Annotated in this window: 15 protein-coding genes; 6 read left to right on the top strand and 9 right to left on the bottom strand. The window is 70.2% G+C overall.

Translation table 11 applies throughout. From position 1 onward, the window contains the following. The first annotated feature begins 41 nt into the window (after nt 1-41). On the top strand, nt 42-788 hold the full coding sequence (locus ACFSXZ_RS17555; protein WP_378266090.1) for a DUF2470 domain-containing protein: 747 nt from the start codon (nt 42-44) through the stop codon (nt 786-788). Nucleotides 789-803: 15 nt separating this feature from the next. On the opposite strand, the gene ACFSXZ_RS17550 is transcribed toward ACFSXZ_RS17555, so the two are convergent. Further along, nucleotides 804-1,259, bottom strand: a complete 456-nt coding sequence (locus ACFSXZ_RS17550) for a PPOX class F420-dependent oxidoreductase (protein WP_378266089.1) — start codon at nt 1,257-1,259, stop codon at nt 804-806. A gap of 24 nt (nt 1,260-1,283) precedes the next feature. On the opposite strand from ACFSXZ_RS17550, the gene ACFSXZ_RS17545 reads away from it, so the two are divergent. Beyond that, nucleotides 1,284-2,096, top strand: a complete 813-nt coding sequence (locus tag ACFSXZ_RS17545) for a CPBP family intramembrane glutamic endopeptidase (protein ID WP_378266088.1) — start codon at nt 1,284-1,286, stop codon at nt 2,094-2,096. A 53-nt stretch (nt 2,097-2,149) separates the two neighbouring features. Next, nucleotides 2,150-3,343 (top strand): arginine deiminase, encoded by a 1,194-nt coding sequence (gene arcA / locus ACFSXZ_RS17540; RefSeq protein ID WP_378266502.1) that lies wholly within the window; start codon nt 2,150-2,152, stop codon nt 3,341-3,343. 27 nt (nt 3,344-3,370) lie between these two features. Here arcA and ACFSXZ_RS17535 read toward each other — a convergent pair whose 3' ends face one another. Next, the gene (locus tag ACFSXZ_RS17535; RefSeq protein ID WP_378266087.1) at nt 3,371-3,853 is read right to left on the bottom strand and encodes a nuclear transport factor 2 family protein; all 483 of its coding nucleotides are present in this window, start codon (nt 3,851-3,853) and stop codon (nt 3,371-3,373) included. Between the two features lie 105 nt (nt 3,854-3,958). After that, a complete protein-coding gene (locus ACFSXZ_RS17530) occupies nt 3,959-4,969 on the bottom strand; it encodes an NADP-dependent oxidoreductase (protein WP_378266086.1) in 1,011 nt (336 codons plus the stop codon). A 42-nt stretch (nt 4,970-5,011) separates the two neighbouring features. Here ACFSXZ_RS17530 and ACFSXZ_RS17525 point away from each other — a divergent pair, with 42 nt between their 5' ends. After that, nucleotides 5,012-5,632 (top strand): TetR/AcrR family transcriptional regulator, encoded by a 621-nt coding sequence (locus tag ACFSXZ_RS17525; protein WP_378266085.1) that lies wholly within the window; start codon nt 5,012-5,014, stop codon nt 5,630-5,632. A gap of 59 nt (nt 5,633-5,691) precedes the next feature. Then, nucleotides 5,692-6,243, top strand: coding sequence for a ferritin (locus ACFSXZ_RS17520; protein ID WP_378266084.1), 552 nt, complete (start codon nt 5,692-5,694; stop codon nt 6,241-6,243). Nucleotides 6,244-6,248: 5 nt separating this feature from the next. Here ACFSXZ_RS17520 and ACFSXZ_RS17515 read toward each other — a convergent pair whose 3' ends face one another. The 4 genes from ACFSXZ_RS17515 to ACFSXZ_RS17500 all read right to left on the bottom strand — a co-directional run bounded on the left by ACFSXZ_RS17515 (nt 6,249) and on the right by ACFSXZ_RS17500 (nt 8,997). After that, nucleotides 6,249-7,070 (bottom strand): hypothetical protein, encoded by an 822-nt coding sequence (locus ACFSXZ_RS17515; protein ID WP_378266083.1) that lies wholly within the window; start codon nt 7,068-7,070, stop codon nt 6,249-6,251. Then, a complete protein-coding gene (locus ACFSXZ_RS17510; protein ID WP_378266082.1) occupies nt 7,067-7,666 on the bottom strand; it encodes a SigE family RNA polymerase sigma factor in 600 nt (199 codons plus the stop codon). Before ACFSXZ_RS17510 ends, ACFSXZ_RS17515 begins: the two co-directional genes overlap by 4 nt. Before the next feature lie 109 nt (nt 7,667-7,775). Further along, nucleotides 7,776-8,117: a DUF952 domain-containing protein gene (locus ACFSXZ_RS17505; RefSeq protein WP_378266081.1), complete on the bottom strand. Its 342-nt coding sequence runs from the start codon at nt 8,115-8,117 to the stop codon at nt 7,776-7,778. Nucleotides 8,118-8,133: 16 nt separating this feature from the next. Then, nucleotides 8,134-8,997, bottom strand: a complete 864-nt coding sequence (locus ACFSXZ_RS17500) for a DUF5926 family protein (RefSeq protein ID WP_378266080.1) — start codon at nt 8,995-8,997, stop codon at nt 8,134-8,136. Between the two features lie 153 nt (nt 8,998-9,150). Here ACFSXZ_RS17500 and ACFSXZ_RS17495 point away from each other — a divergent pair, with 153 nt between their 5' ends. Next, on the top strand, nt 9,151-10,317 hold the full coding sequence (locus ACFSXZ_RS17495; RefSeq protein ID WP_378266079.1) for a cytochrome P450: 1,167 nt from the start codon (nt 9,151-9,153) through the stop codon (nt 10,315-10,317). On the opposite strand, the gene ACFSXZ_RS17490 is transcribed toward ACFSXZ_RS17495, so the two are convergent. Next, nucleotides 10,309-11,250 carry a DUF4328 domain-containing protein gene (locus ACFSXZ_RS17490; protein WP_378266078.1) on the bottom strand — a complete coding sequence of 314 codons (942 nt, stop codon included), beginning with the start codon at nt 11,248-11,250 and terminating at the stop codon, nt 10,309-10,311. The genes ACFSXZ_RS17495 and ACFSXZ_RS17490 overlap by 9 nt on opposite strands. Nucleotides 11,251-11,258: 8 nt before the next feature. After that, nucleotides 11,259-11,606 carry a rhodanese-like domain-containing protein gene (locus ACFSXZ_RS17485; RefSeq protein ID WP_378266077.1) on the bottom strand — a complete coding sequence of 116 codons (348 nt, stop codon included), beginning with the start codon at nt 11,604-11,606 and terminating at the stop codon, nt 11,259-11,261. Nucleotide 11,607: the final 1 nt, after the last annotated feature.

Raw genomic sequence — 11,607 nt, 5'->3', positions numbered from 1 at the left:
GCGCCGACATCAGGTTAGGCTCACCTAACCAGGAGGTGCCCGTGATCGAGACCCGACGCCCGCCCACGCCGAGCCCCGCCGAGCGCGCCAGGACCATCGCCATTCGAAACTGTCCCGCCACCCTCGTCCCGACCGGCTCCGGGGAGCGGGTGGCGCCGCGACTGCATCACGTGCACTCCAGCGGGAGTGTCAGCGTCCTCCTTCCGGAGTCACATCCCCTCGCCGGCCGCGAAGACACTCCGGTGATGCTCGAACTGACCGACCCCGCGCCGGTCGAACTGCGCGAGACGGTGCGCGGCCTGCTGTGGATCACCGGCTGGCTCCGTCCCCTCAACGACATCGCCGCCAGGGCTCGCGCGCTGTCGATCGCCGAGACGCGGCCTGACCCCCGGCTCCTCGACGTCGGCCACGGGACACGGTTGCTGCGCCTGACCCCCGCCTCGATGGTGCTGGCGGACGCGGACGGGACACACTCGCTTCGCCCGCACATGGTCAGCGCGGCCACCCCGGACCCGTTCCACGCCTACGAAACCGAGTGGCTCCGCCATCTCGAGACAGCCCACCCGGACGTCATGGCACAACTCGCCCGGCATGTGCCGGAGGAGTTGCGCGACGGCCGGATCCGGCCGCTCGGGCTCGACCGCTTCGGCTTGCGGCTGCGGGTGGAGAACCCGGAGGGGGACCACGACGTGCGGCTCGCCTTCTCGCGACCGGTGGCCTGCCCGGCCGAACTGGCGGGCGAGCTTCGACGGCTGCTGGGCTGCCCGTTCCTGGCGGGCCTACGCTGACCGTCCCGTCGCCTCTCAGGCGGCTTCCGGTGGGAACCCGCCGGTCGCGATCGGACCCCAGCGCGTGATGGTGACCCGGATCAGGCTCTTGCCCTGCCGGCGCATGGCTTCGCGGTACTCGTCCCAGTCCGGGTGTTCTCCGGAGATGGAGCGGTAGTACTCGACCAGCGGCTCCAGCGCGTCGGGCAGGTCGAGGACCTCGGCCTGCCCGTCGATCTGCACCCACGCGCCGTTCCACTCGTCGGAAAGCACGCAGGCCGAGATGGCCGGGTCGCGGCGGAGGTTGCGGACCTTCGCCCGCTGGGGATAGGTCGAGACGACGAACCGGCCCTCCGGATCGATGCCTGCCGTCACCGGGGACAGTTGCGGGGTGCCGTCGGCCCGGGTGGTCATCAGGATGGCGCGGTGGCGGGGACGCAGGAATTCCAGGAGACCGGCCCGGTCGACGCGGTCTGCGGTGGCGATCTTCATACCTGGAGACGGTAGCGTGCCAGGGTGACATCCCTGGCCCGCGACTGGCTGCGCCCCGAGCGCCCGCAGGTGCCCGCACCGGTCACCGGCGAGCCGGAGCGGCGCCGTCTCAAGATCGAACTACTGATCGTCTTCACGGTGACCCTCGGCCTGTCCGGGGCCAGGAGCCTGGTCTCCCTCATCGACTCGCTGCTGCGTCCGGAGCCGCTGAACAGGCAGCATGTCGCGCTCAACGCGCCGAGGGCCGCCGCGGACCTGCTCGACCTCCTGGCGCAGTTGCTCGCCGCGGTGCAACTGTTCGCCTGGGGCGCGCTGGGCGCGTATCTGCTCGTTCGCGGAGGCATCCGGCTGGCGGCCGTCGGCCTGGACCGGGCGAGCCCGGGGCGCGACGCGGCCTGGGGTGCCGGACTCGCGGCGCTGATCGGCATCCCCGGACTGGCGCTGTACTTCGCCGCCTGGAAACTCGGCCTCAACCTCGCGGTCGTACCGTCCACTTTGGACGACACGTGGTGGCGGCCGGTGGCGCTGGTGATCTCCGCCGCCGGGAACGCCGTGGCCGAGGAGATCCTGGTCGTCGGATACCTGCTGACCCGGCTGCGGCAACTCGGGTTCCGCGAGAACTCCGGTCTGCTCGGCGCGGCCGTGTTGCGCGGCTCCTACCACCTCTACCAGGGCTTCGGCGGGTTCGTCGGCAACCTGGTCATGGGCCTGGTGTTCGGCCGGGTGTGGCAGCGCACCAACCGGCTGTGGCCGCTGATCGTCGCGCACACTCTGCTCGACGTCTTTTCCTTCGTCGGCTACACGCTGCTCCGTGGGCACGTCGCCTGGCTCCCGTAGCCTGCAGACGTGACACCCCCTCGCAGCACAGAGGAGACAGCGTGACACCGAGAGTGGACAGCGAAGTCGGCCGGCTGCGGACGGTGTTGCTGCACCGGCCCGGGAACGAGCTCAAGCGCCTGACGCCGCGCAACAACGACCAGCTGTTGTTCGACTCGATCCCCTGGGTGGACCGGGCCCAGCAGGAGCACGACGAGTTCGCCGAGGTCCTGCGCGGCCGCGGAATCGAAGTACTACTGCTCGCCGACGTGCTTCGCGAGGCGCTGACCGACGCCAGGGCACACGCGGCCGGTGTGCACGCGGCCGTCGACGCGATGCGCCTCGGCGAAGAGCTGGCCGGTTCCCTGCGCGCCGATCTGTCCACTGTGGACGCGGCAGCGCTGGCGGAAGTCCTGACCTCGGGCATCACCTTCGAGGAACTGCCCGCCTCGCGCGCTCCCGCCGCGTCGCTGGTGCGCAAGATGCACCACCCCCACGACTTCGCCGTCGATCCGCTGCCGAACCTGCTCTTCACCCGCGACTCGTCGATCTGGATCGGCGACCGGGTGGCGATCTCGTCGCTGGCCATGCCCGCGCGCCGGCGGGAAACCGCGCTGCTCGATCTCGTCTACGCCTACCACCCGCGGTTCCGGCACGCCGCTCGCGCCTACGGCGCACACTCCGCTCCGGTCGAGGGCGGTGACGTGATGCTGCTGGCCCCCGGTGTGCTGGCCGTCGGAATCGGTGAGCGCACCACGCCCGCGGGCGCGGAGTCGCTGGCCCGCTCGGTGTTCGCCGACCACATCGCGCACACCGTGCTCGCCGTGCCGATCGCGCAGGCGCGCGCCACCATGCACCTCGACACGGTCTGCACGATGGTCGATCGTGACGCGGTGGTGATGTACCCGCTGGCGCGCGATTCCCTGGTGGCCTACGCGATGCGTCCCGACGGCGAAGGATCGTTGCGGGTGGAAGGCCCCGAGCCGTTCCTGCAGGCCGCGGCGGACGCGATGGGGATCGAGAAACTGCGTGTGATCGACACGGGCCTCGATCCCGTCACGGCCGAGCGGGAACAGTGGGACGACGGGAACAACACGCTCGCGCTCGCCCCCGGCGTCGTCGTCGGTTACGAACGAAACGTGGAGACCAACGCCCGGCTCGAGGAGGCCGGGATCGAGGTGCTCCCGATCGCGGGCTCGGAACTCGGGTCCGGCCGTGGTGGACCGCGATGCATGTCGTGCCCGATCCTGCGTGATGCGCTCACCTGACCGCGCTGGAGATCTGACCGGCCGGCTTCACCCGGCGTTGTCCATCCCGACGAGGATCTTCGCGATACGCCACCCGTCTCCGGTGCGCCGCAGCGTGAACGTGGAGAAGCCGGTCGTGACCACGCTCGATCGTCCCCCCGCGTTCGACGTGAGCATCAGGTATGCCCACACCACCGCGGTGTCGCCGTCGGCACTGCGGAAGACCATGTTGACCAGGTTGTGCCGTCGCTGGTCGGTTTGCGCTTGTGTCGACTCTCGGACCAGGTCGAGTATCGCCGCGCGCCCGTCGAACGGGCCGAGGCCGGCCTCACCGGCGACGGTGACCGTGAAGGTGGCGTCGTCGGTCAGCAGACTCTCCAACGCCACCAGATCGGCGTGATCCAGGGCGAAGGCATAGCGCGCCAGTGTCTGCTGGACGGCGAACCGGTCCTCGGGATCGATGTTCACCTCGCCCGCGGGCGTCGCGGTGAGGTAGCTGCTTCCCCAGCCGAAAGCCGCCGTTGTCGTCATAGCGAACTCCTTGGAGTGGTCGGAGAACTAAGCGGTGTTTTCCAAGGCGCGCGATCGCGCGCACCTCCTCGCCTCGTGCGCCAACACGGACTTATGAGACACGCGCTAGGAGACCGTCAGCACGATCTTGCCCTGGATGTGTCCTTGGGCGGCTCGTTCGTGCGCCGCTTGGGTATCGGCGAGCTTGAACGTGCTGTCGATGCCGACGCGAACCGTGCCCGCGTCGAGCAACCGGCCCAGTTCGGCAAGCTGCGCACCGTTGGAACGGACCTGGGCGACCGAGGTCGTGACGCCCAGCCTCGCGACCTCGTCGGCGTCGTACTCGGCGAAATAGACCGGGAACAGGGCACCACCGCGCTTGAGCGTGCGCAGGAAACGGCCGCTGGTGGGTCCGCCGAGGGTGTCGAGAACGAGGTCGAGGTCGCGTGCCACGTCTTCGGGAGGGGTCTTGGTGTAGTCGATGAACTCGTCAGCGCCCAATTCCCGCAGGAACGACTCATGCCTGCCCGACGCCACCGCGATGACCCGTGCGCCCTTCGTTTTCGCCAACTGCAGCGCGAAATGCCCCACACCACCGGCCGCGCCGTTGACGAGCACCGTCGTCTCCGGGCCGATCGGCACCGGGCGATGCGGCACCGCTTGGAAGGGGTTCGGCTCCTCGTGCCCGAGCTCGATCAAGAACTGCCACGCCGTCAGCCCGGCCATCGGCGCCCCCGCCGCATGCACGTGATCGACGTTCGCCGGCTTACGGGCCAGATCCGACGCCCGCGCGGCCACGTACTCCGCATACGCGGCACCGCCGAAACCGGGAAAACGCAGCATGCCGAAGACCTCGTCCCCCACCGAGAAGTCCTCCACGTCCGCCGCGACCGCCTCCACGACCCCGGACACGTCCGTCCCCGGAATCAGCGGCAGCTCGATCGGCGGAAGCAGATCGGCGGGCACGCCCGGCATGCCTTCCCGCACGTACCAGTCGGGCGGATTGAGGCCCACCGCGTGCACCCGGACCAGCACCTCGCCCGGCCCCGGCTCGGGCACCGGCACCTCCTCGTGACGCAGCACCGCCGGGCCGCCGAACTCGTGCAACCGGACCGCCCTCATCGTGTCTGCCGACATCGTTTTCTCCTTCTTCCAGCACGGGATATGCTTAACGGATCAGTGATCCCAATCATCCGGATCAGTGATCCGATAATACGGATCACTGATCCGGACAGTCAAGGGGGCCGCATGCGCGCCGACGCCAGGAAGAATCACGACCACCTGCTCGCGGTCGCGGGTGCCGTCATCAGCGAGCAGGGCGCCGACGCGTCGCTGCGCGACATCGCGCGCAGGGCCGGCGTGGGGCTCGCCACGCTCTTCCGTCACTTCCCGACGCGCGAGGCGCTGCTGGCCGCCCTGCTCCGCGCGGGCTTCGACGAACTGGCGGAAAACGCGACCCGACTGGAGAAGTCGGACTCTCCCGAAGACGCCCTGGTGTCGTGGCTACGTGATTTCGTCGCGTACGCGCGCACCTACCGTGGTGTCACGCAAGCGATGACGAGCGCCATCGAGGACCCTGAGTCCGCGCTGCATGCCTCGTGTGTCACCTTGCGTTCGGCAGGCGCTCGCCTCCTCACCCGTGCGCAGGTCGAGGGCACAACACGGACCGACATCGACGGCGACGAACTGTTCGACCTGGTCGCCGCGCTCGCGTGGCTCGGTGATCAACCCTCGCACGCGCCGCGCGCCGACCACCTCTTCGACGTCGTGGTGAGCGCGATCGTGCGAACAGCTTCCTAGGACCCGGCGCCGGGAGCGCTCCGGTGGAGACCGCTACGAGGACTCCCTATCGTGGTCGCATGGGCATCAGGCGAAGCGAACCCCGCTCCAAGTTCCACGAGCTTCTCCAGAAGCAGATACACAGCGAGTTCAACGCGTCTCAGCAGTACCTGGCGCTGGCCGTGTGGTGTGACGGCGAGGATCTGCCGCAGCTCGCCCGGCACTTCTACCGCCAGTCGGTCGAGGAACGCAATCACGCGCTCGCGATCGTGCGGTACCTGATGGACACCGCCCATCCGGTGGAAATCCCCGGCACCGGCGAGGTTCGCAACGACTTCTCCCAGGTGTCCGACGTCGTCGAACTCGCGCTGGAGAGCGAAAAAGAGGTCGCCGAGGACATCAAAACCCTTGCCAAGACGGCCCGCGCGGAGGACGACTACCAGGGCGAGCAGTTCGTGCAGTGGTTCCTCAAGGAGCAGATCGAAGAAATCTCACAGATGACCACGCTGCTCACGGTCGTCAAGCGCGCCGAGGGCAACCTCTTCGAACTCGAGAACTTCCTCGCCCGGGAGACGGTCGGCCAAACCGGTCCCGACCCGACCATGCCGGCGGTCGCGGGCGGCGCCCTGTAAGAGGGTCAGCAGGCGGGGGCCGAAGCGGTGAGCTGGAAGGAAACCACCGTGTCGCTGTCGTCCACCGCGAACACGTACGCCCCGCCTGAGCCCGCCGAAGCGGTATAGCCCGGCGAGGACCGGGACCTCATGAGGTCCCGGTAGGAACTCCGCAACTGGTCGAGGGTGGAGCCGATCCCTATGCCTTCCGGGGTCCGGCCTCCGTTCGCCTGAAACCGGACGATGCCTTGGGTGGGCGAGATGACGACGCCGGACACGACCGCCGAACCCTCCCTCAGCGGATAGGTGGCGCATCCCGATGTCGGCCGTCCGGTGTCGGCGAGCATCCCGGTCGCCTCCGCCTCGGCGAGAGGCATACCGAGTTGGAGCCCGCCGTAGCCGAGCGGCCCCACGACCCGTCCCGTGGACAGTGTGTCCCTGGGTGACGACGAAACACCGGGCGCGGTGGGACGCCCGTTTTCCGGTGTGGCGGCCGGCGCGGGAAGGTCCGTGCCCGGCGCGGGCGTCTGGGTGGGCGCCACGGCCGTCAGTGGCAAGGGCAACGGTGCCGAGGAGGCCGAGGGGGCGAGCGCGGGCTGGCCCGCCGCCGGTATCGAGGCCGGGTGTGTTCCCGGCCGGAGACCCGCGAGCGCCAGGCTCCCGGAGACCAGCACGACCGCGGCCAGCGCGCCACCGGCCGTCGCCGCGGCGACGCGGCGCCGTCTCCTCCGCCGCGCTCCGGCCACCACGGCTTGCTCGGCGTCCGGTCGCGACGGCAGGTCGAGGCGCGCGTCGTCGGAGAACAACTGCCGGAGCCGCCCCGCCAGTTCCTCGTCTTCGGCACTCATGTCGGTTCCCTCCCCTCGGCCATCTTCCGGCGCAGGCTCGCGATCGCCTTGCTGGCCTGGCTCTTCACCGTGCCCTGGGTGACCCCGAGTGTGCGCGCGATGTCCACTTCGGACAGTCCATCGTAGTAACGCAGGACGATGACCGCGCGTTGCCTCGGCGGCAGTTCCCGGAGGGCCTGCCAGAGCGGCTCGTGCTCGAAGGGATCCGTCTCGGCGATGGCCGTCCGGTCCGGAATGTCGGCGACCAGGCTCTCCCGCCGCGTGCGCCGCCACCGTGAAATGTGCGCGTTCGCCATCGACCGGCGAACGTAGGCGAGCGGGTCGCCGGTCTTACGCCGCACGTGCGCCCACCGCGAGCCGACCTTCTCCAGCACGATCTGCACCAGATCGGCGGCATCGTGGGGATTTCCGGTGAGCGCGTGGCCATAGCGGAGGAGGCCGGGGAGCGTGACGCGCACGAACTCACCGAAGTCCGTGAGCTCGGCCGGACTGGTGGCAGGCGGTGCCACCGGGGCGGCATACAGCGCCGCGGGCAAGGCTGTCACCGCGATGTCTCCCTCCGCCGCCGGTCTGTCCGCCTCGCCCAGTTCACGCATGCCGGCCCTCTCCGGTTGCCTGGCCTTCCGTTCTGAAGACGTCCGGGATCAGCCGACGTTGAAACCGGTCACGGAATTGTCCGCCGGACGCACATCCGGTCAGGTCCGGTCAGGGCCTGGCGACCGGCGCGGGCGGCAGGAAGACGCCGTCGGCGCCGGGCATGAAGTCGTGCACGGCGACCACCGCGTCGGCACCGATCGGCCCGTAGACGTGCGGGAACCAGATTCCGGCCGGATGCGGCGGATCGCCGGGTTCCCAGCGCAGGGGCACGTCGAGCCGTGCCGGGTCGATCTCCAGCAGCACGAGATCGATCCGGCCGGCGAAGGCGGCGTTGGCGGCAAGGTGCACCGTGCCGAGATCGGAGCAGTGGATGAACCCCACCGTGTCCAGTGACGGAGCCCGGTAGCGTTCCCCGGTCCAGTCGGCGGCGGAACAGATGTGGAAGATCACGCCGGCGCTTCGGCGATCAGCGGAGGGTGAGCTGGCGGCCGACCAGGCCGTCACGGGCCCGCCGTTCGGCCGCGTTCAACGGCTCGTTGTCGAGGGAGGCCAGCGCCGTCTCCAACCGGACGCCGAGGTGCTTCGCGGGCTCGACCCACTCGCGGGCGTGCGCCTCGGCATCGAGATCCCAGACCGGCACGAGCAGGCCGTGCGCGCGGAAGGAACCCGCGTAGCGCGAGCCTTCGCCCAACCCCAGCTCGCCCGCCGCGGACAGCCGTGCCAGCGCCTGGAGGAGCCGGTTCTCCGGCTCCGGCCGGACCCAGCGCAGGTGCGCCTTCTCGCCCGCCAGTACCCAGTAAGAGCCGGGGCCGAGCCGCTCGGTCGGCATGATGGCCTCGTTCGCGCGGTCCAGCGAGAGCTGCACGTCGGCCGCGGGCTCGCTGCCCTCGGGCAGCCACCACGAGAAGTCCTCGTGCAGCTGGACGTCGAACTCTTCGTCGGCGACCAGCAGGTCCTGGAGGCGCTCGCCTTCGGCGGGCGGGCTGGTGGTGTCGGGCACGGACAGCACGTCGCCTTCGGCGGCCTCGAGGGCCCAGCGCAGCGCGCGGCCGAGGTCACGGCTGATGTCGGAAGAGCGTGTCTGGACCTGCAGGCCGAGGAACACGTCGCCACCGGTACGGACCAGCGCGGCCGCCGCCATCGGCAGCACCGTGCCCAGCGTGACACGGCGGCCCGGATCGTCCACAAGGGACAGTTTGACGGTCGCCGACGGGACGAATTCGCGCATGGCGATCAGCTCCGGCTCGGCGGCCAGCCCTTCGAACGGCTGTGCCACGAACACGTCGCGCACCTTCGGCGCCTTGGTCTTCTTCCGCGCGGCCTTACCCATGCGAGGAGAATACTGGGACGGTCGGCGACCGCCTCCCGGGCTCGCGCGACATGCCCCTCACCAGGGTGGACAACCCGCGCATGATCGGGACCGCAGCGCGCAGCGCTTCCGTTGAGGGTGGCGGTGGGAGACGGGTGGGCTATCGTCGGTCTGGTGTTCGATCCGCGTGATCCGGATTTCCTCACTGACCCCTATCCCGAATTCGCGCGGTTGCGCGCGACCGGAGAGGTACACCGGCACGACGGGCTCGGCCTGGTCATCGCCGTTTCGCATCGCGCGGCCTCGGCGGTCCTGCGCCATCGCGGGCTCGGGCGGATCTGGACCGACGCGCTCCCGGCCGAGCGGTTCGCCTCGTTCAACCTGCTCCATCGCCACTCGCTGCTGGAGAGCGAACCGCCCGAGCACACTCGCCTGCGCCGCGCGATCTCGTCGGCGTTCGGGCGCGGGCACGTCGAGCGGCTGCGGCCCAAGGTGGCCGCGCTCGCCGACGCGATGACCGCGGAGCTGGCCGGGGAGATCGCCGGCGGCCGGGACGCCGACCTGCTCGACCACCTCGCCCAGCCGCTGCCGGTGGCGGTCATCGCCGAGCTGCTCGGCGTGCCGGAGGCCGACCGGCCGCGGCTCGTGCCCTGGAGCAACGCGATCGTCAAAATGTATGAATACGGGCTGGCCGAGCCTCGACGGGACGCCGCGGAACGCGCGGCTTCCGAGTTCGCCGGATACGTGCGTGAGCTGGCCCGCCAGCGGCGGGTCCGGCCCGGGCCGGACCTGATCAGCGACCTGGTCGCGGCGGACCTTCGCGAAGACGAGGTGGTGGCCACGGGTGTCCTCGTCCTGATGGCCGGGCACGAAGCGACCGTCAACGTGATCGGCAACGGTGTGTGGGCGTTGCTGCGGCACCCTCTCCAGTGGCGGAGGCTGCTCGACGATCCGGGTCTGGTCGAGACGGCGGTCGAAGAGCTGATCCGCTACGACTCGCCGCTGCAGTTGTTCGAGCGCACCGCGACCACGGAGGTCGAAATCGCCGGATTCGGCGTCGGCAAGGGTGAGAAGATCGCCGCCCTGCTCGGTGCCGCGGCACGGGATCCCGCGGTGTTCGACGAGCCGGACACGTTCGACGTCGGCCGCTCGCCCAATCCGCATCTGGGGTTCGGCGCGGGGATCCATTACTGCGTCGGCGCGCCACTGGCCCGGATCGAAGTCGCCGCCGCCCTGCGTGCCCTGCTCACCCGGCTGCCCGGCCTGTCACTCGCGGGGACACCGGTGCGCCGCCCGGAATTCGTCATCCGTGGGTTGAAGACCCTGCCGGTCTCAACGTGAGGCTCCCGGGGGGCGTTCCTGGCGCAGACGGGGAGCGGGGGCGCCGTTGACCGAGAGCACCCGCCGCTGGCGGAGGCGGCGCGGCGGCAGGGGCGAGATGAGCCTGCTCAGCCGGTAGACGACGAACCCGGTCAGTCCGGCGAGGACGGCGGCGGAAACATCCAGCAGACCGCCGAGCAGCACGGCGTCGGCTTCGGCCTGCACACCGCTTCGCATCCGCCAGAAAAGCACCACCGCCATCATCACCTCGTTGACCACCCAAGCCCCCCACCAGCACAGCACCAGGCGTGACGGGGTGGGCCGCCGGTCCGCCGGACCGTTCAGCACCGCGTGCTCCAGTTCGGCGACGATCGAGAAGGCCATCACCAGGTTGACCACCGGCACCAGGATGCCCACGAGCATCTGCCAGGAGGTGCGAGGCGGGCGGCGGCCGTTCTCCTCGGCCAGCGCATACCGCACGATGTAGAGCCACCACAGCACGCAGGCCAGGGCCATCAGCCCGAACACGACCGTGAGCAGCGAGGTGATGATCTCCAGCGTGTCGGACATGCCCACCACGCCCTCGTCGAGCGCCGAGTTCCGGCTGATCACGAGCAGCGCGTAGCGCCAGAACTCCGCCCCGGCGGCCGCGGTCGCCAGGCCGGCGAGGAACCCCAGCACCGTGACGGCGTTGCGGGCGAGCAGCCTTGCCCGCTCCAGCGAAGACGGAAGACCCGACGCCAGACCGGGCACGGTGGTCGGCTCACGCCAGGTGAGGTTCGGAAATCCCCAGCGTGGCGGGAACGGGTAGGAGGGCGGGCCGCTGTAGCGCTCGGCGGGACGGGGCCGGCGGGCCTGGTATCCGTGCGGCACGGATGCCACCCAGCGCATCCGCGGACGCGGACGGAACTGCTGGAGACCCGGCTGCCGCCACCACTCACCCTGACCGTGCATGGGACTCGTCAGAGAATGACCGGCGGCACACCGTCGCGGTCGCCGACGACCGGCCGCCCCTCGGTGTGCCAGGACTTCATGCCGCCCGCCACGTTCACCGCGTCCCAGCCGCTCGCGTTCAGCCAGGCCGTCGCCCGTGCCGAGCGCCCGCCGGTCCGGCAAACGACGTAGACCGGCTTGTCGTCGGGCAGGTCGGCGAGTTCGCCGACCCGGGCAGGCAGTTCACCGAGCGGGATGTGCACCGCGTCGGGCGCGTGTCCCGCGGTCCACTCGTCGTGCTCCCGGACATCGAGCAGGGAGACACCATCGGCGGGCAGGTCGGATACGGAGGCGGTGGGCACCTCTTCCACGTTCACG

It is taken from the genome of Amycolatopsis pigmentata, from assembly GCF_042684065.1.
In the GTDB taxonomy this organism is placed as follows: domain Bacteria; phylum Actinomycetota; class Actinomycetes; order Mycobacteriales; family Pseudonocardiaceae; genus Amycolatopsis_E; species Amycolatopsis_E pigmentata.
Note: the sequence above shows the minus strand (reverse complement) of the source record. Positions and strands in the feature narration are given on the sequence as shown.